Consider the following 24,125-nt stretch of genomic DNA (forward strand, 5'->3'; position numbering starts at 1 on the left):
GTCACAATTATTGGCTGTAATGGCGACGGTTTAAGGTTGGTTGATGTTACTTTATAACAATAATGAGTATCGTTTGATGATGAAGTTACGATTTATTTTGGCCGGTTTTTTGACGCTTTTCAGCACCGGTGCTGTCGCTCACCCACACAGCTTTATTGATATGAACACCACTTTCGTGGCTAAGGATCAACAGCTGGTTGGCTTGAAAATGGTTTGGGTTATGGATGAAATTACCTCGGCGGATCTGCTGTACGATGCGGAAAACGCCAAAGACGACTCGGAAGTGTGGAAGAAGTTGGCGGCGCAGGTGATGGCCAACGTGCTTGGCCAACACTATTTCACCGACATGTATCGCGACGGCAAACGAGTGAAGTACCTGAACCTGCCGACTGAATATCACCTGTCGCGTCAGGGGCATCAGGCGGTGCTGGAGTTTGTGTTGCCGCTGGCCGAGCCGCAACCGCTGGCGGGCAAGCCGTTTGAAATCGCCACCTACGATCCCACCTACTTTGTCGATATGACCTATAAAGATAAAACGGCGCTGCATTTGCCGCCGGAAATGGCCGCCCAATGCAAGTTCAAGCTGATGACGCCAAAACCGAACTCCTCCTTGCAGGCTTATGCGTTATCCCTCGATAAGAACGATTCACCCGGTGAAGATATGGAGCTGGGGCAACAGTTTGCGCAGAAGGTCAGCCTGCAATGTCAGTAAATCTCAGCCAGCCCGCCACGCGTAAACGGCACTGGGTCTTCAGCCTGTGGCCGCTGTTGCTGTTTGCGCTGCTGCTGGCACTTGGTGCCCGGTTGGCGTGGCACTATTGGCCGCAGTTGCTGTTGCAAAGCGTGGTGTGGCAAAAAGGTTTGCATCTGCAGATGGCCGGTCTGTTGCAGCAGGTCAAAGCGGCACCGCAGCAAGCCGGATTGGCTTTGATGCTGTTCAGCCTGAGCTATGGGGTGTTGCATGCGCTTGGCCCCGGTCACGGCAAGGTAGTGATTGCCACCTATCTGGCTACCCATCCGGCGCGGCTGAAAAGCAGTCTGAAACTGACTTTTGCCGCCTCGTTGGTGCAGGGGCTGGTGGCTATCGCCCTGGTAACGCTGATGCTGGTGGTGCTGCAACTGTCATCACGGCAGTTGCATCAGAGCAGTTTCTGGTTGGAGAAGGGCAGTTTTGTTCTGGTGATGTTGCTCGGGGTGCTGCTCACTTGGCGCGCGTTGAAGCGTTTGTATCACGCGGTGAAAACCCTGCGTCCGCAACCGGCGTTGCGAATCAACAGCCTGCAACCTCTGCCGGCGGATCACGTTCACAGCGAGCATTGTGGCTGTGGTCACCGTCATTTGCCGAGTGATACAGAGCTGCAGGCCGGCAGCGATTGGCGTACACAGACTGCCATCGTACTGGCGATGGGTATGCGGCCCTGCTCGGGGGCGATTCTGGTATTGCTGTTTTCCAAAGTGATTGGCGTTTTCGCCTGGGGAGTTATTTCGGCACTGGCGATGGCGCTCGGCACTTCACTGACTATCTCGTTGTTGGCCTTGCTGGTGCATTACAGCCGCCGACTGGCGGTGCGACTCAGCCGCTCACGCGCTCCCGCTGCCTGGAGTGCGGTGGCCTGGGGTTCGCTGGCGCTGGCCGGCGGTTTGATTTTGCTGTTTGCCGGGTTGTTGTTATACGCCAGTGCCCAGCCGGAATTCGGTGGCGGCATTCGGCCTTTCTCCCGCTAGCAGGCATAAAAAAAGCGCTGCAGTGATTGCAGCGCTTCATTATTCAAAACAGGTTCAGGCGTGATGAGCGCAGGCAGTTTGGGTACGGCCAGCGCGGAGAACCCGGAGCGTACACGCAGTACGTGAGGAGTTCGAGCACTGCCCAAGCCTAAAATGGCCAGCGTAATAGCCTGAATTAACGCTTCAGCGCTTCGCTCAGTTCATCACGCATGGTAGAAAGCATGGCTTTCACAACGCGTGGGTTACCGGCTACCACGTTGCCGGAGCTGAAGTGGTTGTGGCCGCCAACGAAGTCGGTCACCAGGCCGCCAGATTCGCGCACCAGCAGTTCACCCGCGGCGAAATCCCATGGCTTCAGGCCAATTTCGAAGAAACCGTCCACGCGACCGGCAGCCACGTAGGCCAGATCCAGTGCGGCAGAACCGGTACGACGGAAGTCGGCACATTGGGTAAACAGCTTGCCAACCACGTTGATGTATGGCGTTGCGTGCTGCTTAACTTTGAACGGGAAGCCGGTTGCCAGGATGGTGCCATCCAGGTCTTTGGCGTTGGTGCCGCGCAGACGGTAACCGTTGAGCTGTGCGCCCTGACCGCGGGTAGCGGTGAACAGTTCGTTACGCATTGGATCGTAAACCACAGCGACTTCGGTACGGCCTTTAATGCGTACAGCGATAGAGACTGAGAAGTGTGGGAAACGTTTGATGAAGTTTGATGTGCCATCCAGTGGATCGATCACCCATTGTACGTCTTTATCTTCGCCGACCAATTCGCCGCGTTCTTCGGTAACAATAGTATGTTGCGGATAGGACTTGCGAATGACTTCGATGATCAGATGCTCTGCATCGCGATCGACGTTAGTGACAAAGTCATTGGTCCCTTTTTGACTCGCTTCTACAGCGTCTGGGGTTTCGTAGTTTTTGGCAATCAGGTTACCGGCCTTGCGCGCAGCGCGCACGGCGATCGTCAGCATCGGATGCATGGGTATCTTCCAACTAGGATGTTAAAGAACAGGAAACGGCGCGAAGTATAGCAGGTGTTCGGTAAAATGCCTACGGCTGTGTTAAGATGCTGTGATTTTCCGCTACGCTCAGAGTTTGTATGCTGCATAACATCCGCATTGTTCTGGTAGAAACCTCTCATACCGGCAACATGGGCTCGACCGCCAGAGCCATGAAAACCATGGGGCTAACCAACCTTTATCTGGTTAACCCGCTGATAAAACCCGATTCTCAGGCGATCGCCCTGGCCGCTGGCGCCAGCGACGTGATCGGCAACGCCACTATTGTTGACACTTTGGACGACGCCATTGCCGGCTGTAGCCTGGTGGTGGGTACCAGCGCGCGTTCACGCACTTTGCCGTGGCCGATGCTGGAACCCCGTGAATGCGGCGTACGCGCGGTGCACGAAGGTGAGCATGCGCCAGTGGCGTTGGTCTTCGGCCGTGAACGTGTCGGCCTGACCAATGACGAACTGCAAAAGTGTCATTATCACGTCGCCATTCCTGCCAACCCGGATTACAGCTCGCTGAATCTGGCGATGGCGGTGCAGATCCTGGCCTATGAAGTGCGCGTGGCTTACCTCGATCGTCAACAGGCGGGCGTGCCGCCGTTGGAAGAGACGCCGTATCCGCTGGTGGATGATCTCGAACGTTTCTATCAGCATCTGGAACAAACGCTGCAAAATAGCGGCTTCATTCGTCCGTCCCATCCGGGGCAGGTGATGAGTCGTTTACGCCGTTTATTCACCCGCGCACGGCCGGAAGCTCAAGAGCTGAATATTCTGCGCGGCATGCTGACGTCGATAGAGAAACAGGACAAACAGCAAGGTCATTGATTTTGGGGCTGCGTAACGGTTAACGGTAATAGCATTAGTTATCCAAGGGTTATAACATGTATTTTATATGCATTTTGCATGGCTAAGTACAAAATGTGCTAATACTTGAGTAAATTACTAGGTTAAATAGTTGACTGATTTACTCGGGAATGTCAGACTTTCGGCCATGTTTGACCAACAGGTAACCACTTAGCTATGAGACTGACATCTAAAGGCCGTTATGCCGTAACCGCTATGCTTGACGTGGCATTGCACTCCCAGGAAGGGCCAGTCCCTCTGGCGGATATTTCTGAGCGCCAAGGTATCTCGCTCTCTTATCTGGAACAATTATTCTCCCGTCTGCGTAAAAATGGCCTGGTTGCCAGCGTACGCGGACCGGGCGGTGGTTATCTGCTGGGCAAAGACGCGGGTGAGATTGCCGTTGGTGCAGTTATCACTGCCGTCGATGAATCGGTAGATGCAACCCGTTGCCAGGGTAAAGAAGGCTGTCAGGGTGGCGATCGCTGCCTGACCCATACCCTGTGGCGCGATCTGAGTGAGCGCATCAGCGGGTTCCTGAACAACATTACGCTGGCTGAACTGGTGAACAACCAGGAAGTGCTGGTGGTGGCGGACCGTCAAAACAACGATACCCGTCGCACGGCCAACGGTCGTCCGCAAGAAACTATCAACGTTAATCTGCGCGCATAAGCAGCTGGCGATACTTTTTTTAGTTTTTGGAAGTGATGTACGGAGCACAAGAGCAATGAAATTACCGATTTATCTGGATTACTCAGCAACGACGCCGGTTGATCCGCGCGTCGCTGAGAAAATGATGCAGTTTTTGACTCTGGACGGGACTTTCGGTAACCCGGCTTCCCGTTCCCACCGTTTCGGGTGGCAGGCGGAAGAAGCGGTAGATATCGCCCGTAACCAAATTGCTGAACTGGTTGGCGCTGACCCGCGCGAAATCGTGTTCACTTCCGGAGCAACCGAATCCGACAACCTGGCGATTAAAGGCGCTGCCAATTTCTATCAAAAGAAAGGCAAGCACATCATCACCAGCAAAACCGAACACAAAGCCGTGCTGGACACCTGTCGCCAGCTCGAGCGTGAAGGCTTTGAAGTGACCTACCTGGCACCGCAAAGCAACGGTATCATCAGCCTGCAAGCCCTCGAAGCCGCGATGCGCGACGACACCATTCTGGTTTCGATCATGCACGTGAACAACGAAATCGGCGTGGTGCAGGATATCGAAGCGATCGGCGAAATGTGCCGCGCACGCGGTATCATCTACCACGTTGATGCGACCCAGAGCGTGGGCAAACTGCCTATCGACCTGAGCAAGCTGAAAGTCGATCTGATGTCCTTCTCCGGCCACAAAATTTATGGCCCGAAAGGTATCGGTGCGCTGTACGTGCGTCGTAAACCGCGTATCCGTATCGAAGCCCAGATCCACGGTGGCGGTCATGAGCGCGGTATGCGTTCAGGTACGTTGCCAGTGCATCAGATCGCCGGTATGGGTGAAGCCTACCGTATCGCCAAAGAAGAAATGCCGACCGAAATGGCGCGTCTGCGTACGCTGCGTGACCGCCTGTGGAACGGCGTGAAAGATATGGAAGAAGTGTATCTGAACGGCGACCTGGAACACGGCGTTCCTAACATTCTGAATGTCAGCTTCAACTATGTTGAAGGTGAATCGCTGATCATGGCGCTGAAAGACCTTGCCGTCTCTTCAGGCTCCGCCTGTACCTCCGCTAGCCTTGAGCCATCTTACGTGCTGCGCGCGTTGGGTATGACCGACGAGTTGGCGCATAGCTCGATCCGTTTCTCCCTGGGGCGTTTCACCACGGAAGAAGAGATCGATTACACCATTCAACTGGTGCGTAAATCCATTGGCCGTCTGCGCGACCTGTCTCCACTGTGGGATATGTTCAAGCAGGGCGTGGATATCAACAGCATCGAATGGGCACATCATTAATTCTCAGGATTCAGGAGCAAGGTCATGGCTTACAGCGAAAAAGTAATCGATCACTATGAAAACCCGCGTAACGTGGGTTCTTTCGACAACGAAGATCCTAGCGTCGGTAGCGGTATGGTTGGCGCACCGGCTTGTGGCGACGTCATGAAGCTGCAGATCAAAGTCAACAATGAAGGCATCATTGAAGACGCGCGTTTTAAAACGTACGGCTGCGGTTCCGCCATCGCTTCCAGCTCGCTGGTGACCGAATGGATGAAAGGCAAATCTCTTGATCAGGCCGAAGCGATTAAAAACACCCAAATCGCCGAAGAACTGGAATTACCGCCGGTAAAAATTCACTGCTCTATCCTGGCGGAAGACGCCATTAAAGCAGCGATTGCCGACTACAAGAGCAAACATAACGCCAAGTAATTCTTGTGTAGGGGCGCTGTATGCCGCGCCCGCATTGATTGGGGCGAATATATTCGCCCCCTACACCGGTTAGCCCCCCAACATCGGTTTTGCTACAGGTTGGGAATATTGAGTATGAGGTTGTGATGTCAATTACCATGAGCGACAGCGCTGCGCAGCGTGTTCAGGCATTTATGAATAACCGCGGCAAGGGTCTTGGCCTGCGTCTGGGGGTGAGAACCTCTGGCTGCTCCGGGATGGCGTACGTGCTGGAATTTGTTGACGAAATGAACGATGACGACATCGTTTTTGAAAACAAAGGCGTTAAGGTGATCATTGACGGCAAGAGCCTGGTCTACCTTGACGGCACCGAGCTTGATTTCGTTAAGGAAGGCCTGAACGAAGGCTTCAAGTTCAACAACCCCAATGTCTCAAGCGAGTGCGGCTGCGGCGAAAGTTTCAACGTCTGACAGTCCGTCAAGCTCCCCCGCCGGCGCGGGGGAACTTCATCCGATAAAGCCCAGAGCACGCTATGGATTACTTTACTTTATTCGGGGTGCCAGTTCGCTATCTCGTGGACGGCAGCTTGCTTGCATCTCGCTATCAGGATCTGCAACGCCAATTCCATCCCGATCGCAATGCTCTCCAGCCGGAACGCGAACGCCTGATGGCGTTGCAACAGGCGGCGACTATCAATGAAGCCTACCAAACGCTGAAGCACCCATTAAAACGCGCAGAGTATATGTTATCTTTGCACGGTTTTGATTTGGGCAACGAGCAGCATACCCTGCGGGATACCGCTTTCCTGATGGAACAGCTGGAATTGCGTGAAGAGCTCGACGCCATTGAGCGCAAAGCGGAGGCGGAAAGCCTGCTGGCCGACTTTGGCGCGCGGGTGAACGAAACGGTCAAACAGCGCACTGCGCTGATGGTGCAGCAGCTGGATAACCAGCAGTGGCCCGAGGCCGCCGATACCGTGCGTAAGCTACGCTTTTTGGACAAACTCCAGCAACAGGTTGAACAACTCGAAGAAAAACTGCTGGGTTTTGAGTAATTCTTTTCATTTATACCCAAAATAATTGGAGTTGCTTGTAGGCGGCAACTGAGTGAATCCCCAGGAGCTTACTCAAGTAAGAGACTGGGGTGAGTGAAGGCAGCCAACACCCAAGCAGCTTCAAGTATGAAGGATATGGGAAGCTTCAATATGGCCTTATTACAAATTAGTGAGCCCGGCCTCAGCGCCGCGCCGCACCAGCGCCGACTGGCTGCCGGTATTGATTTAGGCACCACCAACTCTCTGGTCGCCACGGTGCGCAGCGGGCAGGCGGAAACGCTGGCCGATGCTCAGGGGCGCGATTTACTGCCCTCGGTGGTGCACTATCAGGCTGATACCTTGCGTGTCGGTTGGGATGCGCGCCAGCAGGCCGCACAGGATCCCGCTAACACCATCAGCTCAATCAAACGCATGATGGGTCGCTCTCTGGCCGACGTACAGCAGCGTTACCCGAACCTGCCGTACCAGTTCCAGGCCAGTGAAAACGGCTTGCCGATGATCCTGACCGCCGCCGGACCGGTTAACCCGGTAGGCGTTTCCGCCGATATCCTCAAAGCGCTTGCCGCGCGTGCGCAAACCGCGCTGGAAGGGGATTTAGACGGCGTGGTGATCACCGTTCCCGCATATTTTGACGATGCACAGCGCCAGGGCACCAAGGACGCTGCGCGTCTGGCCGGGCTGCACGTGCTGCGCCTGCTGAACGAACCTACGGCGGCAGCGATTGCCTATGGCCTGGATTCCGGGCAGGAAGGCATCATCGCGGTTTACGATTTGGGCGGCGGCACCTTTGATATTTCCATTCTGCGGCTGAGCCGCGGCGTGTTCGAAGTGTTGGCCACCGGCGGCGATTCCGCGTTGGGCGGCGACGACTTTGACCACCTGCTGGCCGATTGGCTGCGGGAACAGGCCGGCGTGGCCGACCGTAGCGATCACGGGGTTCAGCGTCAACTGCTGGACGCGGCCATTGCCGCCAAGATAGCTCTGAGCGATGCCGACAGCGTGAGCGTGGACGTTGCCGGTTGGCAGGGCGAAGTGAGGCGAGCACAGTTCGACGCTTTGATCGCCACACTGGTTAAACGCACCCTGATGGCTTGCCGCCGTGCGCTGAAAGACGCCGGCGTCAATGCTGAAGACGTGTTGGAAGTGGTGATGGTTGGCGGTTCCACTCGCGTACCTTTGGTGCGCGAGCAGGTAGGCGCGTTCTTTGGCCGCACGCCGCTGACCTCGATTGATCCCGATAAAGTGGTCGCCATCGGTGCCGCCATTCAGGCCGATATTCTGGTGGGCAACAAGCCCGACAGCGACATGCTGCTGCTGGACGTGATCCCGCTGTCGCTGGGTCTGGAAACCATGGGTGGTCTGGTCGAAAAAGTGATCCCGCGCAACACCACCATTCCGGTGGCGCGTGCCCAGGAATTCACCACTTTCAAAGACGGCCAAAGCGCGATGATGATCCACGTGCTGCAGGGTGAGCGTGAGCTGGTACAGGATTGCCGTTCGCTGGCACGTTTCTCGCTGCGTGGCTTACCGCCGCTGCCTGCCGGTGGCGCGCATATTCGCGTCACCTTCCAGGTGGATGCCGACGGCCTGTTGAGCGTTACCGCGATGGAGAAATCCACCGGCGTTGAGGCTTCGATTCAGGTTAAACCTTCGTATGGCCTTTCTGACGCCGAAATCGCCGGTATGATCAAAGACTCGATGGCCAATGCGCAGAGCGATGTTGGCGCACGCAAACTGGCAGAACAGCGGGTAGAGGCGTCTCGGGTGCTGGAAAGCCTGCAGGGCGCACTGGCAAGCGATGCTGCTTTACTGAGCGAGGCCGAAAGTACGGCGATCGCCGCGGCGGTGGAAGCTTTGCAACAGGCGACGCAGGGCACCGATCCTGCCGCTATCGAAGCCGCAATAAAAACATTAGATGCACAAACGCAAGACTTTGCCGCGCGCCGCATGGATGCTTCCATTCGCCGTGCGCTGGCTGGCCATTCTGTGGATGAGGTTTAATCATGCCTAAAATTGTTTTCCTGCCCCATCAAGATTTATGCCCGGAGGGGGCGGTACTGGAAGCTGAGCAAGGGGAGTCAATCCTCAACGTTGCACTGCGCAACGGTATCGAAATTGAGCACGCCTGCGAGAAATCCTGCGCCTGCACCACCTGTCACTGCATCGTACGCGAAGGCTTTGACTCTCTTGAAGAGAGCAGCGAGCTGGAAGACGACATGCTGGACAAGGCCTGGGGTCTGGAGCCGGAAAGCCGCCTGAGCTGCCAGGCGCTGGTGGCCGACGAAGATTTGGTGGTCGAAATGCCGCGTTATACCGTTAACCATGCGCGTGAGCATTAATTGCTAGCCGCGGCGCAGAGCTGGAGATAATAATGGGACTGAAGTGGACCGATAGCCGTGAAATCGGCGAAGCCCTGTACGACCAATACCCGGATACCGATCCGAAAACCGTACGTTTTACCGACATGCATCAGTGGATTTGCGATCTGGAAGATTTTGACGACGATCCACAGGCTTCCAATGAGAAAATACTGGAAGCGATCCTGCTGGTCTGGTTAGATGAAGCGGAGTAAATAGCGTAACGGGCTGCCATAGGCGGCCCGTTTATTTTGTATCCGACACGATTAATAAAAGAATAATCCGGAGTAAGAAGGCTATGACAACTGAATTCATGCAGGTAACGCTGTCGAACCAACCTGCCGACGCTCGCTGGGGCGAAAAAGCGCTGCTGAGCACTGATGATCGAGGAATGACCATTCACCTGATCGGCAACGACAAGCTGGGGGGCATCCAGCGTGCTGCCCGCAAGATTGACGGCCAAGGTGTCAAGAACGTCAAACTGGCCGGCGATGGCTGGGATCTGGAGAACAGCTGGGCGTTCTGGCAAGGTTTCCGCGGGCCAAAAGGCAAGCGCAGCGTCGAATGGGCAGAGCTGCCGGAAGCGGAACGCAAAGAGCTGGAACAGCGTCTGAAGATCGTCGATTGGGTACGCGACACCATCAATATGCCGGCGGAAGAGCTGGGGCCGGAACAACTGGCTACGCGTGCGGTTGATCTGATGTGTGACGTTGGCTGCGATGCCGTCAGCTATCGTATTACCAAGGGTGAAGATCTGCGCGAGCAAAACTACGCCGGTATTCACACCGTGGGCCGGGGCTCCGATCGTTCACCGGTGCTGTTGGCACTGGACTTCAACCCGACCGGCAACCCGGAAGCGCCGGTATTTGCTTGCCTGGTGGGCAAAGGCATCACCTTTGACACCGGTGGCTACAGCCTGAAGCAAAGTGCCTTTATGGATTCCATGAAAGCGGATATGGGCGGTGCGGCCACCATTACCGGCGCACTGGCGCTGGCGGCGGCCCGTGGTCTGAAACAGCGCGTGAAACTCTATCTGTGCTGCGCCGATAACATGGTTAGCGGCAACGCCTTCAAACTGGGTGACATCATCCGTTATCGTAACGGCAAAACCGTTGAGGTTATGAACACCGATGCGGAAGGGCGCCTGGTACTGGCTGACGGACTGATCGATGCTTCCGCACAAAACCCTGAGTTGATCATCGACTGCGCCACCCTGACCGGTGCGGCGAAAACGGCGGTGGGTAACGATTACCATGCGTTGTTCAGCTTCGATGATGCTTTGGCACAGGAACTGCTGACCAGCGCGGCTGCCGAGCAAGAGCCTTTCTGGCGCCTGCCGTTGGCTGAGTTCCACCGCAGTCAACTGCCGTCCAACTTTGCTGAACTGAACAATATTGCCGGTCCGGCCTACACTGCCGGTGCCAGCACCGCGGCTGCATTCCTGTCGCATTTTGTGCAGAATTATCAGAAAGGCTGGTTGCACATTGACTGCTCCGCCACTTACCGTAAGGGCGCGGTGGATCAATGGTCTGCCGGTGCGACCGGTCTGGGTGTGCGTGCCCTGGCCAACCTGTTGCTGAGCAAAGCCAAATAATGGCATGCCCGCCTTGGCGGGCGGCTTGAACGTCGTTTTATTGTCGGGGCCCAGCATGCTGGGCCCCGTTATTTGATTGCTGGAGTTTGTCATGAGTTCTCACCATCACGATACCGCCACAGGCGAAAACGAACTTGAACGCCTGCTGAAGCTGGCGGTGACCGAGCCGGCCCATCGCCCGGCGTTTTTCCGTGAGTTGCTCGACGCGACGGTGTTGATCCTCGGTGACAGCGAACAGGTACAGCATGGCGGTGACATCACGCTGAACGCCGATACGCCGGTGAATATTCAGCACTGGGAAAAACAGGACGGCGGCAGCATCATTCCGTTTTTTAGCTCGGTAGAAGCGCTGCAAAAGGCCGTTGAAGACGAACAGCCGTTTATCGCCATGCCGGCGCGGGTATTGTTCGAAATCACTCAGGGCGCGGATCTGTTCCTCAACCCTAAAGCCGAGTACGGCAAAGAGTTTTATCCTGAAGAAGTGGCAATGCTGCTGGCCACCGGTGGCGTAGCCAAACCGGCGGAACGTTATATCGACAAGGATACCCAGATCCTGTTGGGTCAGCCGGAGGAGTACCCATCGGCGATGGTCGATGCCTTGACCACGCTTTTCAGTCAACGCAAGCCGGTACGCCGTGCGTTTTTGGCGCTGATGCACGATCAGGCGGTCGACGAAAAACCAAATCTGTTGGTCGGACTGGAAGTGGACGGTGAGCCGGCGGAAATTGAAGCGCTGATCAACGAAGCAGGAAGCGTTGCCAGCGAAACTGCGCCCAACGACGAGCCGGTAGATTTTTGTCTGGTCTCTGAAAAGGAGCGTGGGGTCAGCCATTACCTGATCACCCATACCCAACCCTTCTACCAGCGCCGCTGGGGCAGTTGGCTGCGTAATATCATTCCTTCGACCGACAAAACCCAATAATCCTGCTTTTCGCTACCGGCGCGCATTCTGCCGGTAGCGCTTGCTTTTTCCTGCTGATCAAAGCGACGGTTTTAATCGCGCAAGCCCTGCAATGGCGCTTTCAAGATATTGACGCGGGCAGCCGAGATTGAGGCGGATAAATCCTTTTCCCTGTTCGCCAAAACTGACGCCCATGGAGGCAGCAATTTTTGACTGGTGGATCAGCGCCTGTTGAAGCGCATTGTCATCCAGGCCCAAAGCGCGACAATCCAGCCAGGCAAGATAGGTGCCTTCGGCCCGGGTCATTTTGCACCAGGGGGCGGCATAGGCTAAGGCCTGTTCAAACCAGCGCCGGTTGTCTGCCAGATATTGCTGCAGAGCATCAAGCCAGGTTTCCCCTTGCTGATAGGCGGCCGTGGCGGCGGTCATCGACAGCGCATTGAAGACATCCAACCCATGGGCATTGAGGCGTTCGACAAACGCATTTCGGGTTTGATCGTTGGGGATGAGGAAGTTTGAGATGCGCAGTGACGACAGGCCAAAGCTCTTGCTGGCGGACGTCGCAGAAATCACATGGTCTTGCCAGCTCTCGTCCAGATGCAGCACGGAGGTGAAGGTCTCGCCGGGCAGCAGCAGATCGGCCCAGATTTCATCGGAGATAACCGTTACGCCATAGCGGCTGCACAGCGTCATCAACTGCGTCAGTTCGTCGCGGGTCCAGCACCGGCCCGTTGGGTTATGCGGATTGCACAGCAGCAGCAACGGGGGCTTGCGCTGTTCAAAACACGCCTCCAGATGATCGAAGTCGAATTGATAGCCTTGCGGGCCGAGGGCTAAAGGATTTTCAAGCACCTCTCTGCCGTTCAGGGTAACGATCTTGGCAAAAGATCCGTAGTACGGCCCCTGGATCACGATCGGATCTCCGGGCTGGCTTAGCAGTTGGATCAGGATCGCCAGACCGGGAACCACGCCTTCGATGGAGGTGAACCACTCCCGCTGCAAAGGCAACTGGTGCCGTTTCGAGAACCAATCCATCACCGCCTGGTAATACTGGTCATCGCGTTCGCTGTAACCGAATATGCCGTGTTCAAAGCGGTGATGCAGCGCCTGTCGGACTTCCAGCGGACACTGAAAGTCAAAATCGGACACCCACATCGGCAAAAGATCGGTTTCATCGAGCTGCAGATAGCGGTCGATAAAGTCCCATTTCACCGAGCCGGTGTGGTGGCGGTTGATGATCTGGTTAAAATCGGTTTGTTTCACGTCAGGCTTCCTTACGCTGTAAATCTTGCTGTGGCTGTATCTTGGCAATGCCGAAACCGGTAAATCCGTAAATCAGGGCGAATACTACGGCGGCGTAGCATTGGATGGCCCAGGGCAGCAAATCCAGCGTGCTGACCCCCAGGGTGGTCGCCATATAAATGCCTGCGGCGGTCCACGGAATTAACGGTTCGATGACGGTGCCTGCATCTTCTACGGTCCGCGACAGGTTTTTATTGTCCAGGCCCATGCGGCGATAGGCGCCTTTGAAGAGTTCAGCGGGGATCAGCAGCGCCAATTTGCCGTCGCTGGTGGCGCCGGTGACCAGAATGGTGGTTGCAACCGTTGCGGCGATCAGTTGGCCGGTAGTGTGAACCACTTTCAGCAGCCGATTGATGATGACGGTCAATGCCCCGGTCAGGGTTAATGCGCCCGCAAAGGAAAAGGCGCAGAAGACCAGCAGGATGGTGCTCATCATCGAAAACATACCGCCCCGGTTGAGCAGGCGAGGTACATCTTCGACGATACCGTTGATGCCGTGCCCTTGAGTGGCAAACATTGAAAGGTTAAAACCATCCATCAGCGCATTTAAGCCTTGTTGCAGACTGAACCCCTGCAGAAGTACGCCGATGGCGATAGCCAGCGCACAGGCTGCCAGCATGACCGGGATCACCGGACGTTTGGTCACCGCGCCCCACAGCACCAAAACCGGGGGCAGGATTAGCAACAGGTTGAAGTGATAAAGGCTCTCTAGCGCCGTCACGATCTCGGTGACTTTTTCCGGTGTAGCCACGCTGCCGACGGCGCTGGTGTGTCCGGCAATCAGATACACCACCGCCGCTAAAATGAAGCTCGGAAGCGTCGTATACATCAGGTGCTGGATATGGCTGTAAAGGTCGGTGTCCGCAACGATGGCCGCGAAATTGGTTGAGTCAGACAATGGGGAGATTTTGTCGCCAAAATAGGCCCCGGAAACGACGGCGCCCGCGGCGGCGGCCAATGGCACATCCAGCCCGGCGGCTACGCCCATCAGCGCGACCCCGACGGTGCCTGCTGCCCCCCAGGATGTACCGGTACACACGGAAATCACGCTGGTAATGAAGAACGCGGCGATCAGGATATATTGAGGGCTGATCAGTTTGAGCCCCCAATAAACCATATAAGGAATGGTACCGCTGAACATCCAGGTGCCGATCAGCCCGCCCACACAAATCAATATCATAATCACCGGCATGGCTTTGGCCAGTTTGGCGACGATGGAATCAATGATGTCGTCCCAGCGGTAGCCCTGCCAGTAGGCCAGCGCAGCGGCAATGCCGGCGGAAGCCAGCAGCAGCGGTTCGATCCGCAGTCCCAACTGGCCGTAGCCTATGATAAGCAGCAACAGCATGGCTACAATGGGGAGCATCGCTAACCCCAGGTTGAGCTTCTTTTTGTCATTCATTTACAACTCCGGTTAAGGATGGGGAAGTGACGCAAGCCTAATGAATTTGCAGTGAATGAGGTGTGAGCGCGGGCCATTGGCGATGTAATCGATTACATGAAGGCGCGTTATGTGAGTGATCTCTCACTTGGCGGCCTTGTTTTCTTCAAATGGGGGATTTTTTTCCATAAAGGCCACCGAGTCCCGCAGGATCAGCTCAGCGGAAAACCGATTGTTCTGCGGCGTAACGGTGGTGCCTGAATTGAGTTGCAGCGCCAAATTGGCCGCGCGTCGGGCCATTTTCTCAATCGGATAATGCACGGTAGTCAACGGCGGGTGGAGGTATTTTGCCAGGGCTACGTCATCGAAGCCGACAATCGAGATATCTTCGGGCAGGTTCATCCGCCGCTGGCGAAAGGTGCGCATCATGCCGGCGGCCATTACGTCGTTGAATGTCAGCGCGGCGGTAAAAGCCTGCTTACTGGCGAGGATTTTCTCTGCCGCTGCTTCGCCCCCTTGCTCATTGAAGGGGACGCTGATGATCCAGTCACCCGGCACCGCAATCCCGGCTTCGGCCATCGCGGTTCGATATCCTCGAGACGCTGCCTGCGGTCATCGATCGGCAGATCTGTGGTGATGCAGGCAATGTTGCGGTGTCCGCGCTCGATGAGCATTCGGGTGGCAGCCTGAGAAGCGCTTACGTTGTCCAGCCAGATGCAGCGATTGGCGATGGCGGGCAAATAACGGTTGATCACCACCATCGCCGGAGTGTGGGCGGCATAGCGCAGAATATCGGCATCGCTCATGCGGGTGACGTGGGCAACAATCGATTCGCAGCCTTGATTGATCAGGAAATCCAGGCCGTTTTTCTCCAGTTCGGCCTGATGGCCACCGCTGCAGACCATCAATTTTACACCGTCTTTGCGCGTGATATCTTCCACGCCTCGAGCCAGTCGCGAGAAAAACGGATCGTCGAGGTTACCGGTCAGCAACCCCAGCATATTGCCGCTGCGTTTCGCCAGCGCCAGCGCGGCGGCATTTCGATGATAGTTAAACTCACGCATGGCTTTTTCAACGCGTTCACGGGTGACGGGTTCAACATAAGCGGTGCTGTTGATCACTCTGCTGACGGTGGCGGTGGAAACGCCAGCGCGTCGGGCAACGTCTTTCATGGTGGCCATATCATTTCCTGCTGGTTTCGCGGCTGCCGAAGTGGGCGGGGCCAAGTCTGGATGATTTTTATTATCTTTTTGTTTTAAAAGAATATAGTCATAAACTCAACCCAGAGTGCCACGCACTGTGATCGGCATGGCAGTTCGTTGTGAAGCAGGGAAGGGTCGGTAACGGCAGCGCGTTTTGAGACTCGGTCCGTATGAGTTCGTACAACCTGTGCTCTGGGCCGCAAAGTGAAGAATCAGGATAATAATTTTTTAATGAAATGTTGATTTTCCCGTAGGCAAGCGTTAACGGCACACATATAATCTGCGCCACTTGAGAAGGCCGGCACCTGTTTTCAGACCGGCCTGTTTTGGAAGTTATACAGAGGCCATCATGACCGTAGAACGTACCTTTTCCATCATTAAACCAAACGCTGTAGCTAACAACGACATCGGCGCAATCTATGCTCGCTTTGAGCGTGCCGGTTTCAAAATCATCGCATCCAAAATGCTGCGTCTGACTCGCGAACAAGCCGAAGGCTTCTACGCTGAGCACAAAGGCCGCCCATTCTTCGATGGTCTGGTTGAATTCATGACCTCTGGCCCGATCGTGGTTCAGGTTCTGGAAGCGGAAAATGCAGTACAGCGCAACCGTGACATCATGGGCGCAACCAACCCAGACAACGCTCTGGCCGGCACCCTGCGTGCTGACTACGCGGACAGCTTCACTGCCAACGCCGTACACGGTTCTGACGCAGTAGAATCTGCTCAGCGCGAAATCGCTTACTTCTTCAACGAAAGCGAAATCTGCCCGCGTTAATTGCTGTCATTTCGACGCTGAAGTATGGCATTCACTGGCTGAAACAATAAAAATGCCCTGAATGCCTTTCAGACGTGGAAAGCTACTACTAAAATTTGTACAATGCCGCGCCCCTGATGAGTCATCTTGTCAGGGGCGCGCTTTTAGCGCCGTCGCCCGATTTATATGGGCTGAGCGACGCACTTACTTTCCACTCTTTCGCGCCATAAAGTGTAACAACGAGGCCAGAGATCAATTATGTTAGAACCCATCACGTCCGAGCACATCGTGTCTGAAAATAATTCGCTGACTACTCAATCCGTTAACGCGGAAAAACCGGCTGTGGCCAAAATTAATCTGCTGGATCTGAACCGTCAGCAAATGCGTGAGTTTTTCGCCAAAATGGGCGAGAAACCCTTCCGTGCCGATCAGGTGATGAAGTGGATGTACCACTATTGCTGCGATGATTTTGAGCAGATGACCGATATCAACAAGGTCCTGCGCAATAAATTGCAAAGCGTCGCCGAAATCCGTGCGCCAGAAGTGGCGGAAGAACAACGCTCAGCCGACGGCACCATTAAATGGGCTATCAAGGTGGGCGATCAGCAGGTCGAAACCGTGTATATCCCGGACGGCGACCGTGCGACCCTGTGTGTTTCTTCCCAGGTGGGTTGCGCGCTGGAATGCAAATTCTGTTCGACCGCTCAGCAGGGCTTTAACCGCAACCTGCGCGTGTCGGAAATCATCGGCCAGGTGTGGCGTGCGGCGAAAATCATCGGTGCACTGAAAGTCACCGGCGAGCGCCCGATCACCAACGTGGTGATGATGGGCATGGGTGAGCCCTTGCTCAACCTGACCAACGTGGTGCCGGCGATGGAAATCATGCTGGATGATTTCGGTTTTGGCTTGTCAAAACGCCGCGTGACCCTGTCGACCTCGGGCGTAGTGCCTGCGCTGGACAAGCTGGGTGATATGATCGACGTCGCGCTGGCGATCTCGCTGCATGCGCCGAACGACAAGATCCGCGATGACATCGTGCCGATCAACCGCAAATACAACATTGAGACCTTCCTGGCTGCGGTACGCCGCTATCTGGAAAAATCCAACGCCAATCAGGGCAGGGTGACGGTCGAGTACGTGATGCTGGATCATATCAACGACAGCACCGACGACGCACACCAGCTGGCGGAAGTCCTCAAGGACACGCCATGCAAGATCAACCTGATCCCATGGAACCCGTTCCCGGGTGCACCTTACGGCCGCAGCTCCAACAGCCGCGTGGATCGTTTTTCCAAAGTGTTGATGGAATACGGCTTTACGACTATTGTTCGTAAAACCCGTGGTGACGATATCGATGCCGCCTGCGGGCAACTGGCGGGTGAAGTGATCGACCGCACCAAGCGTACCCTGAAAAAGAAAATGGCCGGGGAACCTATCACCGTGCGTGCGGTCTGAATCCTATAGCATGATTTTTGTTATCTTACAGTCTGTTATGTGAAAAGACGTCAAGGTAACATCAGACAAGGAAATGAATGCAGGCATGAAGCTGATTCTGTGGGGTACGTTGCTGGCGGCCGGGTTACTGGCCGGTTGTTCCGGTTCAGCGCCGGAAGAAAAAGACGCGCTGCCTGAAGCCAGTCAGACGCGATTGCAACTGGGTCTGGAATATCTGAAGCAGGGCGATTTAAACGCCGCGCGCCAGAATCTGGAGAAAGCGGCAGACGCCGCCCCACAGGATTACCGTACCCAATTGGGTATGGCGCTCTACGAGCAGCGGATTGGCGAGAACAGCGCGGCTGAACAGCGTTATCAGCAGGCGCTCAAACTTGCGCCGAACAATGGCACAGTGCTGAATAATTACGGTGCGTTTCTTTGCAGTTTAGGGCAGTATGTACCGGCACAACAGCAGTTTAGCGCAGCAGCCGTGGCACCGGATTACGGTCAGGTTGCCGACAGCCTGGAAAACGCAGGTTACTGTTTTCTCAAAGCCGGACAAAACGACGAGGCACGTATTTTGTTAACACGTGCTTTGAAGATCGATCCGGACAAGGGCACTCCACTGTTGGTGGAGGCAGAAAAGCAATTTGGAGAAGGGAAGCGCGCCCAGTCGCAACTTTTATTGGATAGTTATCAACATGTTCTGCCGGCCAGCGCCGACAGCTTATGGTTACAGATTCGTTTCGCCGCGTTAGCCGGGCGCCAAGATAGCGTGCAACGTTATGGCAAGCAGTTATCGCGAAGTTTTCCACAATCCAAACAGTACCAGCAGTTCTTAGCTAATGAATACTGAAGCCTCCCAAGATAAAACCGTATCAATGACGACAGGCGAACGTCTGCGTCAGGCCCGTGAACAACTCGGGTTGAGTCAACAGGCCGTTGCAGAACGCCTGTGCCTCAAAATGTCTACCGTGCGCGATATTGAAGAAGACAATCTGTCCGCAGACCTGGCTTCAACCTTCGTGCGTGGTTATATCCGCTCTTATGCCAAGCTGGTGCGTTTGCCAGAGGATGAACTGCTGCCGATGCTGGCCAAGCAGGCACCGTTGAAGGTCGCGAAAGTGGCTCCGATGCAAAGCTTCTCTCTGGGCAAGCGCCGTAAAAAACGCGACGGCTGGCTGATGAGCTTCACCTGGTTGATCGTTTTCGTGGTGGTCGGCTTGACCGGTGCCTGGTGGTGGCAAAATCACAAGGCCCAGCAGGAAGAGATCGCCACCATGGCCGATCAATCTTCTGCCCAGCTTTCACAAAACAATGAAGGCCAATCTGTACCGTTGACCGACAGCAATGCCGACAACAGCGCACCTTTGGCTGACAATGGCTCCACACCGGTTGACACCGGTGCGGGCGCAGCAGCACAGCAATCACAGACTCCGGCCGTGACCGGCAGTGCAACCGCGCAGCAGCCTGCGGTGGTTTCACCAAGCCAAACCACGTTGCCTGAGACAACGCCTGCGGCGCCAACCGCACCGTTGCCGACGGCAGATGCGGGCGTAGCTGCACCGGCGGTTGATCCTAACGCGCTGGTGATGAACTTCACCGCCGACTGCTGGTTGCAGGTGACTGACGCCAGCGGCAAAACGCTGTACAGCGGTAGCCAGAAGAACGGCGGTAAGCTGAGCCTGGCGGGCACCGCGCCTTATAAACTGACCATTGGCGCACCGGCCGCAGTACAGATTCAATATCAAGGTAAGCCGGTTGATTTAAGCCGGTTTGTTAAGTCAAACCGTGTTGCTCGTCTGACCGTTGCCGCGCAGTAATTGCGCGGCCATTGTCGTTAAGTCAGAGCAACAATGGAGAGTAAGTAATGCATAACCAATCGCCCATCATCCGTCGAAAATCAACGCGAATTTACGTCGGCAATGTGCCTATTGGTGATGGTGCGCCGATTGCTGTGCAGTCGATGACTAACACCCGTACTACCGATGTCGAAGCCACGGTCAATCAGATTAAAGCGCTGGAGCGCGTGGGCGTCGATATCGTCCGCGTTTCAGTCCCCACCATGGATGCCGCCGAGGCATTCAAGCTGATCAAGCAACAGGTCAACGTGCCGCTGGTCGCCGATATCCACTTCGATTACCGCATTGCGCTGCAGGTGGCTGAATACGGCGTAGACTGCCTGCGTATCAACCCGGGCAATATCGGTAACGAGTCGCGTATCCGTTCAGTTGTGGACTGCGCACGCGATAAAAACATCCCAATCCGTATCGGGGTAAACGGCGGCTCGCTGGAGAAAGACATCCAGGAAAAGTACGGTGAACCTACGCCGGAAGCCCTGCTTGAATCCGCCATGCGCCACGTTGATATCCTCGATCGCCTCAACTTCGACCAGTTCAAGGTCAGCGTCAAGGCTTCCGATGTGTTCCTGGCGGTGCAATCCTACCGGCTGCTGGCGGCGCGTATCGATCAGCCGCTACATCTCGGCATTACCGAAGCCGGTGGCGCACGCAGTGGTTCGGTGAAGTCGGCGATTGGCCTGGGTCTGCTGCTGTCAGAAGGCATTGGCGATACCCTGCGTATCTCGCTGGCGGCCGATCCGGTGGAAGAGGTCAAGGTCGGTTTCGACATTCTGAAGTCGCTGCGTATCCGCGCTCGCGGCATTAACTTCATCGCGTGCCCGACCTGTTCACGTCAGGAGTTTGACGTTATCGGTACGGTGAACGCGCTGGAACAGCGCCTGGAAGATATCATCACGCCGATGGACATTTCGATTATCGGCTGCGTGGTCAATGGGCCGGGCGAAGCGCTGGTGTCCACGCTGGGCGTTACCGGCGGCCATAAAAAGAGCGGCTTCTACGAAGACGGCGTGCGCCAGAAAGATCGTTTCGACAACGAGCAGATGATTGACCAGTTGGAAGCCAAAATTCGCGCCAAGGCGTCGATGATGGATGAGAGCAATCGCATCACGGTCAACCTGCTGGAAAAATAAGCATTATACCGATACGGCGGGCTTTTTAGCCCGCTTGTTTATGAACCCGGGAGCAGAACTCTGCATTCGCGTTGAATACGGGACGGCAAAGTCCCTATAATCGGGTTCATTTTTATAGACAACGGACAGAGAACTCACGTGGCAAAGAACATTCAAGCCATTCGCGGCATGAACGACTACCTGCCGGAAGAAACGGCATTATGGCAGCGTATTGAAGGCATCCTCAAGCAGGTGCTGAGCGGCTACGGTTACAGCGAAATCCGCTTGCCGATTGTAGAGCAGACCCCGTTATTCAAACGCGCGATCGGCGAAGTGACCGACGTCGTAGAAAAAGAGATGTATACCTTCGACGATCGCAATGGCGAAAGCCTGACGCTGCGTCCGGAAGGGACCGCTGGTTGCGTTCGCGCCGGCATCGAACATGGTCTGCTGTACAATCAGGAGCAGCGTCTTTGGTACGTCGGTCCGATGTTCCGCTACGAGCGTCCGCAAAAAGGCCGCTACCGCCAATTCCACCAACTGGGTGCCGAAGTGTTTGGCCTGCAGGGCCCGGATATCGACGCCGAGCTGATCCTGCTGAGCGCCCGCTGGTGGAAAGCGCTGGGCATCGCTGATCACGTTAAGCTGGAGCTGAATTCCATCGGCTCACTGGAAGCTCGCGCCAATTACCGTGATGCTTTGGTGGCGTTCCTGGAACAGCATCAAGACAAGCTGGACGAAGATTGCAAACGCCGCATGTACAGCAACCCGCTGCGCGTGCTGGACTCCAAAAACCCGGAAGTGCAAGCGTTGTTGAACGATGCGCCGCGCCTGTCCGAGTATCTGGATGAAGAATCCAAAGCCCACTTCGAAGGTCTGTGTGAACTTTTGGCCCAGGCAGGTATCCCATATACCATCAATGAACGCCTGGTGCGCGGTCTGGACTATTACAACCGTACGGTATTCGAATGGGTGACCACCAGTCTGGGCGCTCAGGGGACGGTGTGCGCCGGTGGCCGTTATGACGGCCTGGTCGAGCAACTGGGCGGGCGTGCAACGCCGGCAGTCGGTTTCGCGATGGGCCTGGAGCGTTTGGTGCTGCTGGTTCAGGCGGTTAACCCAGAGTTTAAAGCTCCGGCGACTATTGACGTGTACGTGATCTCTTCCGGTGCCGGTACGCAGAGCGCGGCGATGCAGTTGGCTGAGCGTGTTCGCGATGCCGCGCCGCAGTTGAAACTGATGACCAACTACGGCGGCGGTAACTTTAAGAAGCAGATCACCCGTGCGGATAAATGGGGTGCGCGCGTTGCCTTGATCCTGGGCGAGAACGAAGTCGCAGCCGAGCAGGTGGTCGTCAAGGACCTGCGCAGTGGTGAACAAGAAACGCTGGCGCAGAGCGAAGTCGCTGTGCGTCTGGCTTTGATGTTAGGTTAAGGAGAAGGACACCGTGGAAGTCTATACCACTGAAAACGAACAAGTCGACGCCGTGCGTCGGTTCTTTGCCGAAAACGGCAAAGCGCTGGCAGTGGGCGTGGTGCTCGGAATTGGTGCCCTGGTCGGCTGGCGTTACTGGCAGAGCCACGAGAACTCCAACATGATGATTGCGTCCCAATCTTATCAGGAAGCCAGCGATCGTCTGGCGGTCGGTAAACCGGACGATGTGGCCGCTGCGGAGAAGTTCGCCCAGGCCAACAGCAACAGCTACGGCGTGCTGGCCTCGCTGGAACTGGCGAAGCATTTTGTTGAGCAGAACGACTTTGCCAAAGCGGACCAACAGCTGGTGCTGGCTCAGGGCCAGACCAAAGATGAAAACCTGCTTTCGATTATTAACCTGCGTCTGGCCCGTGTGCAGTTGCAGGAGAAAAAGCTGGATGAAGCGCTGAAAACGCTGGATGGCGTGAAAGGCGAAGGCTGGGCGGCGATGGCGCAGGATACGCGCGGCGACGTGCTGTTGGCCAAAGGCGACACCAAAGGTGCGCGCGAGGCGTACAGCAAAGGCATTGAGTCTAACGCTTCTCAGGCGCTGCAGGTTCTGCTGCGCATGAAATTGAATAACTTGTCCAGCTAAGGGGAATTCCCATGCAATTGCGTAAAACACTCTTGGTCGGACTGGTTTCCGTTGCCTTGTTGAGTGGTTGCTCACTGTTCAACAGTGAAGAAGACGTGGTTACCATGTCGCCGCTGCCGAAAGTTGAAAATCAGTTCACGCCAAGCAAGGCGTGGAGTACCTCGGTCGGCGACGGCGTCGGTGAGTTCTATTCTCACCTGCGTCCTGCTTTCCAGGACAACACCATTTATGCTGCCGATCGCCACGGTCTCGTGAAAGCGATGGATGCCGACAGCGGTAACGAAAAGTGGAAGGTTGATCTCTCCGAGAAGACCGGCTTCTTCTCCAGCAACCTGCCGGCGCTGCTGTCGGGCGGTATGGCTGTTGCGGGCGACAAAGTTTATGTCGGCAGCGAGAAAGCCGTTGTTTACGCTCTGAACACCGCTGACGGTAAGGTCGCCTGGCAGACCAAGGTGGCCGGTGAAGCGATTTCGCGTCCGGTGATCAGCGACGGCATGGTACTGATCCATACCTCCAACGGTCAATTGCAGGCGCTGAATGAATCTGATGGCGCAGTGAAGTGGACGGTTAACCTGGATATGCCTTCGCTGTCGTTGCGCGGCGAGTCTGCTCCGGCCGTTGCCTTTGGCGCAGCCATTGTCGGCGGTGATAACGGCCGCGTCAGTGCCGTACTGATGCAGCAAGGTCAACTGATCTGGCAGCAGCGTATTTCCCAGCCGAGCGGCGCGACCGAAATTGATCGTCTGAACGATGTCGACACTACGCCGGTGATTGTTGAAGGCGTTGTCTACGCATTAGGTTACAATGGCAACCTGACGGCGCTGGATCTGCGTTCCGGCCAGATCTTGTGGAAACGTGAACTGGGCTCGGTAAACGACTTTATCGTTGATGCAGGCCGCATTTACCTGGTCGATCAGAACGATCGCGTGGTCGCGCTGAGCACCGAAGGTGGCGTCACCGTATGGACGCAGAGCGAGCTGTTGCACCGCAACCTGACCCCGCCAGTGATGTATAATGGTTACCTGGTGACCGGTGACTCCGAAGGTTACCTGCACTGGATTAACACCACGGACGGCCGTTTTGTTGCCCAGCAGGAAGTGGATAGCTCCGGCTTCCTGTCTGCGCCGATGGTAGCCGGCGATAAGCTGGTCATCCAGGCGAAGGGCGGAAAAGTTTACGCTTTCACCCGCTAACGCCGC

At 55.8% G+C, this 24,125-nt stretch carries 24 protein-coding genes and 1 pseudogene; 21 read left to right on the top strand and 4 right to left on the bottom strand.

Annotated features, from left to right (window positions below):
• Window positions 1–43: 43 nt before the first annotated feature.
• Together AC1RKG_RS23440 and AC1RKG_RS23445 are read left to right on the top strand one after the other, a co-directional pair.
• Window positions 44–712 (top strand): DUF1007 family protein, encoded by a 669-nt coding sequence (locus AC1RKG_RS23440; RefSeq protein ID WP_115058255.1) that lies wholly within the window; start codon window positions 44–46, stop codon window positions 710–712.
• Window positions 703–1,725: a nickel/cobalt transporter gene (locus tag AC1RKG_RS23445; protein WP_128865089.1), complete on the top strand. Its 1,023-nt coding sequence runs from the start codon at window positions 703–705 to the stop codon at window positions 1,723–1,725. The genes AC1RKG_RS23440 and AC1RKG_RS23445 overlap by 10 nt, the downstream gene beginning before the upstream one ends.
• Before the next feature lie 175 nt (window positions 1,726–1,900).
• Here AC1RKG_RS23445 and suhB read toward each other — a convergent pair whose 3' ends face one another.
• A complete protein-coding gene (gene suhB / locus AC1RKG_RS23450; RefSeq protein WP_020828168.1) occupies window positions 1,901–2,704 on the bottom strand; it encodes an inositol-1-monophosphatase in 804 nt (267 codons plus the stop codon).
• 119 nt (window positions 2,705–2,823) lie between these two features.
• Here suhB and trmJ point away from each other — a divergent pair, with 119 nt between their 5' ends.
• The 11 genes from trmJ (at window position 2,824) to sseB (ending at window position 11,835) form a co-directional block, all read left to right on the top strand.
• Entirely contained in the window at window positions 2,824–3,558 is a 735-nt protein-coding gene (gene trmJ, locus AC1RKG_RS23455; RefSeq protein WP_020828167.1) for a tRNA (cytosine(32)/uridine(32)-2'-O)-methyltransferase TrmJ, read from the top strand.
• A gap of 195 nt (window positions 3,559–3,753) precedes the next feature.
• Complete coding sequence (gene iscR / locus AC1RKG_RS23460) at window positions 3,754–4,248, top strand: Fe-S cluster assembly transcriptional regulator IscR (RefSeq protein WP_020828166.1); 495 nt, start codon at window positions 3,754–3,756, stop codon at window positions 4,246–4,248.
• Between the two features lie 55 nt (window positions 4,249–4,303).
• Window positions 4,304–5,518, top strand: a complete 1,215-nt coding sequence (locus AC1RKG_RS23465; protein WP_020828165.1) for an IscS subfamily cysteine desulfurase — start codon at window positions 4,304–4,306, stop codon at window positions 5,516–5,518.
• A 24-nt stretch (window positions 5,519–5,542) separates the two neighbouring features.
• On the top strand, window positions 5,543–5,929 hold the full coding sequence (gene iscU, locus AC1RKG_RS23470; RefSeq protein WP_020828164.1) for a Fe-S cluster assembly scaffold IscU: 387 nt from the start codon (window positions 5,543–5,545) through the stop codon (window positions 5,927–5,929).
• A gap of 125 nt (window positions 5,930–6,054) precedes the next feature.
• Window positions 6,055–6,378 (top strand): iron-sulfur cluster assembly protein IscA, encoded by a 324-nt coding sequence (gene iscA, locus AC1RKG_RS23475; RefSeq protein WP_004952089.1) that lies wholly within the window; start codon window positions 6,055–6,057, stop codon window positions 6,376–6,378.
• A 62-nt stretch (window positions 6,379–6,440) separates the two neighbouring features.
• Window positions 6,441–6,962, top strand: coding sequence for a co-chaperone HscB (gene hscB / locus AC1RKG_RS23480; RefSeq protein ID WP_493183778.1), 522 nt, complete (start codon window positions 6,441–6,443; stop codon window positions 6,960–6,962).
• 150 nt (window positions 6,963–7,112) lie between these two features.
• Window positions 7,113–8,963, top strand: coding sequence for a Fe-S protein assembly chaperone HscA (gene hscA, locus AC1RKG_RS23485; RefSeq protein ID WP_493183779.1), 1,851 nt, complete (start codon window positions 7,113–7,115; stop codon window positions 8,961–8,963).
• Window positions 8,964–8,965: 2 nt separating this feature from the next.
• Entirely contained in the window at window positions 8,966–9,301 is a 336-nt protein-coding gene (fdx, locus tag AC1RKG_RS23490) for an ISC system 2Fe-2S type ferredoxin (RefSeq protein ID WP_004952086.1), read from the top strand.
• A 32-nt stretch (window positions 9,302–9,333) separates the two neighbouring features.
• Window positions 9,334–9,534, top strand: coding sequence for a Fe-S cluster assembly protein IscX (gene iscX / locus AC1RKG_RS23495; RefSeq protein ID WP_020828161.1), 201 nt, complete (start codon window positions 9,334–9,336; stop codon window positions 9,532–9,534).
• Window positions 9,535–9,617: 83 nt separating this feature from the next.
• On the top strand, window positions 9,618–10,913 hold the full coding sequence (pepB, locus tag AC1RKG_RS23500) for an aminopeptidase PepB (RefSeq protein ID WP_165801822.1): 1,296 nt from the start codon (window positions 9,618–9,620) through the stop codon (window positions 10,911–10,913).
• A gap of 91 nt (window positions 10,914–11,004) precedes the next feature.
• Entirely contained in the window at window positions 11,005–11,835 is an 831-nt protein-coding gene (gene sseB / locus AC1RKG_RS23505) for an enhanced serine sensitivity protein SseB (protein WP_020828159.1), read from the top strand.
• A 57-nt stretch (window positions 11,836–11,892) separates the two neighbouring features.
• On the opposite strand, the gene AC1RKG_RS23510 is transcribed toward sseB, so the two are convergent.
• The 3 genes and pseudogenes from AC1RKG_RS23510 to AC1RKG_RS23520 all read right to left on the bottom strand — a co-directional run bounded on the left by AC1RKG_RS23510 (window position 11,893) and on the right by AC1RKG_RS23520 (window position 15,678).
• Window positions 11,893–13,077, bottom strand: coding sequence for a MalY/PatB family protein (locus AC1RKG_RS23510; RefSeq protein ID WP_493183780.1), 1,185 nt, complete (start codon window positions 13,075–13,077; stop codon window positions 11,893–11,895).
• Window position 13,078: 1 nt separating this feature from the next.
• Window positions 13,079–14,518 carry a Na+/H+ antiporter NhaC gene (gene nhaC, locus AC1RKG_RS23515; protein WP_020828157.1) on the bottom strand — a complete coding sequence of 480 codons (1,440 nt, stop codon included), beginning with the start codon at window positions 14,516–14,518 and terminating at the stop codon, window positions 13,079–13,081.
• A gap of 123 nt (window positions 14,519–14,641) precedes the next feature.
• Window positions 14,642–15,678: pseudogene (locus AC1RKG_RS23520) on the bottom strand (LacI family DNA-binding transcriptional regulator).
• A gap of 370 nt (window positions 15,679–16,048) precedes the next feature.
• Here AC1RKG_RS23520 and ndk point away from each other — a divergent pair.
• From ndk to bamB, 8 genes are all read left to right on the top strand, one after another.
• Entirely contained in the window at window positions 16,049–16,474 is a 426-nt protein-coding gene (ndk, locus tag AC1RKG_RS23525; protein ID WP_004952077.1) for a nucleoside-diphosphate kinase, read from the top strand.
• Between the two features lie 237 nt (window positions 16,475–16,711).
• A complete protein-coding gene (rlmN, locus tag AC1RKG_RS23530) occupies window positions 16,712–17,908 on the top strand; it encodes a dual-specificity RNA methyltransferase RlmN (protein WP_020828155.1) in 1,197 nt (398 codons plus the stop codon).
• 85 nt (window positions 17,909–17,993) lie between these two features.
• Entirely contained in the window at window positions 17,994–18,743 is a 750-nt protein-coding gene (pilW, locus tag AC1RKG_RS23535) for a type IV pilus biogenesis/stability protein PilW (RefSeq protein ID WP_041414833.1), read from the top strand.
• Window positions 18,733–19,710: a cytoskeleton protein RodZ gene (gene rodZ, locus AC1RKG_RS23540; protein ID WP_020828153.1), complete on the top strand. Its 978-nt coding sequence runs from the start codon at window positions 18,733–18,735 to the stop codon at window positions 19,708–19,710. The genes pilW and rodZ overlap by 11 nt, the downstream gene beginning before the upstream one ends.
• Window positions 19,711–19,757: 47 nt before the next feature.
• Window positions 19,758–20,879: a flavodoxin-dependent (E)-4-hydroxy-3-methylbut-2-enyl-diphosphate synthase gene (ispG, locus tag AC1RKG_RS23545; RefSeq protein ID WP_493183781.1), complete on the top strand. Its 1,122-nt coding sequence runs from the start codon at window positions 19,758–19,760 to the stop codon at window positions 20,877–20,879.
• Between the two features lie 138 nt (window positions 20,880–21,017).
• Window positions 21,018–22,292, top strand: coding sequence for a histidine--tRNA ligase (gene hisS, locus AC1RKG_RS23550; protein ID WP_020828151.1), 1,275 nt, complete (start codon window positions 21,018–21,020; stop codon window positions 22,290–22,292).
• A gap of 13 nt (window positions 22,293–22,305) precedes the next feature.
• Window positions 22,306–22,926 (top strand): YfgM family protein, encoded by a 621-nt coding sequence (locus tag AC1RKG_RS23555; protein WP_493183782.1) that lies wholly within the window; start codon window positions 22,306–22,308, stop codon window positions 22,924–22,926.
• Window positions 22,927–22,937: 11 nt separating this feature from the next.
• Window positions 22,938–24,119 (top strand): outer membrane protein assembly factor BamB, encoded by a 1,182-nt coding sequence (bamB, locus tag AC1RKG_RS23560; protein WP_046372905.1) that lies wholly within the window; start codon window positions 22,938–22,940, stop codon window positions 24,117–24,119.
• Window positions 24,120–24,125 lie beyond the last annotated feature (6 nt).

The organism is Serratia sp. GW822-FHT06D09 (genome assembly GCF_058799515.1).

Excerpts from the sequence above, each read along its gene's own strand:
- AC1RKG_RS23440 (WP_115058255.1), top strand. The coding sequence starts at position 44 with ATGTTACTTTATAACAATAATGAGTATCGTTTGATGATGAAGTTACGA.
- AC1RKG_RS23445 (WP_128865089.1), top strand. The coding sequence starts at position 703 with ATGTCAGTAAATCTCAGCCAGCCCGCCACGCGTAAACGGCACTGGGTC.
- suhB (WP_020828168.1), bottom strand. The coding sequence starts at position 2,704 with ATGCATCCGATGCTGACGATCGCCGTGCGCGCTGCGCGCAAGGCCGGT.
- trmJ (WP_020828167.1), top strand. The coding sequence starts at position 2,824 with ATGCTGCATAACATCCGCATTGTTCTGGTAGAAACCTCTCATACCGGC.
- iscR (WP_020828166.1), top strand. The coding sequence starts at position 3,754 with ATGAGACTGACATCTAAAGGCCGTTATGCCGTAACCGCTATGCTTGAC.
- AC1RKG_RS23465 (WP_020828165.1), top strand. The coding sequence starts at position 4,304 with ATGAAATTACCGATTTATCTGGATTACTCAGCAACGACGCCGGTTGAT.
- iscU (WP_020828164.1), top strand. The coding sequence starts at position 5,543 with ATGGCTTACAGCGAAAAAGTAATCGATCACTATGAAAACCCGCGTAAC.
- iscA (WP_004952089.1), top strand. The coding sequence starts at position 6,055 with ATGTCAATTACCATGAGCGACAGCGCTGCGCAGCGTGTTCAGGCATTT.
- hscB (WP_493183778.1), top strand. The coding sequence starts at position 6,441 with ATGGATTACTTTACTTTATTCGGGGTGCCAGTTCGCTATCTCGTGGAC.
- hscA (WP_493183779.1), top strand. The coding sequence starts at position 7,113 with ATGGCCTTATTACAAATTAGTGAGCCCGGCCTCAGCGCCGCGCCGCAC.
- fdx (WP_004952086.1), top strand. The coding sequence starts at position 8,966 with ATGCCTAAAATTGTTTTCCTGCCCCATCAAGATTTATGCCCGGAGGGG.
- iscX (WP_020828161.1), top strand. The coding sequence starts at position 9,334 with ATGGGACTGAAGTGGACCGATAGCCGTGAAATCGGCGAAGCCCTGTAC.
- pepB (WP_165801822.1), top strand. The coding sequence starts at position 9,618 with ATGACAACTGAATTCATGCAGGTAACGCTGTCGAACCAACCTGCCGAC.
- sseB (WP_020828159.1), top strand. The coding sequence starts at position 11,005 with ATGAGTTCTCACCATCACGATACCGCCACAGGCGAAAACGAACTTGAA.
- nhaC (WP_020828157.1), bottom strand. The coding sequence starts at position 14,518 with ATGAATGACAAAAAGAAGCTCAACCTGGGGTTAGCGATGCTCCCCATT.
- ndk (WP_004952077.1), top strand. The coding sequence starts at position 16,049 with ATGACCGTAGAACGTACCTTTTCCATCATTAAACCAAACGCTGTAGCT.
- rlmN (WP_020828155.1), top strand. The coding sequence starts at position 16,712 with ATGTTAGAACCCATCACGTCCGAGCACATCGTGTCTGAAAATAATTCG.
- pilW (WP_041414833.1), top strand. The coding sequence starts at position 17,994 with ATGAAGCTGATTCTGTGGGGTACGTTGCTGGCGGCCGGGTTACTGGCC.
- rodZ (WP_020828153.1), top strand. The coding sequence starts at position 18,733 with ATGAATACTGAAGCCTCCCAAGATAAAACCGTATCAATGACGACAGGC.
- ispG (WP_493183781.1), top strand. The coding sequence starts at position 19,758 with ATGCATAACCAATCGCCCATCATCCGTCGAAAATCAACGCGAATTTAC.
- bamB (WP_046372905.1), top strand. The coding sequence starts at position 22,938 with ATGCAATTGCGTAAAACACTCTTGGTCGGACTGGTTTCCGTTGCCTTG.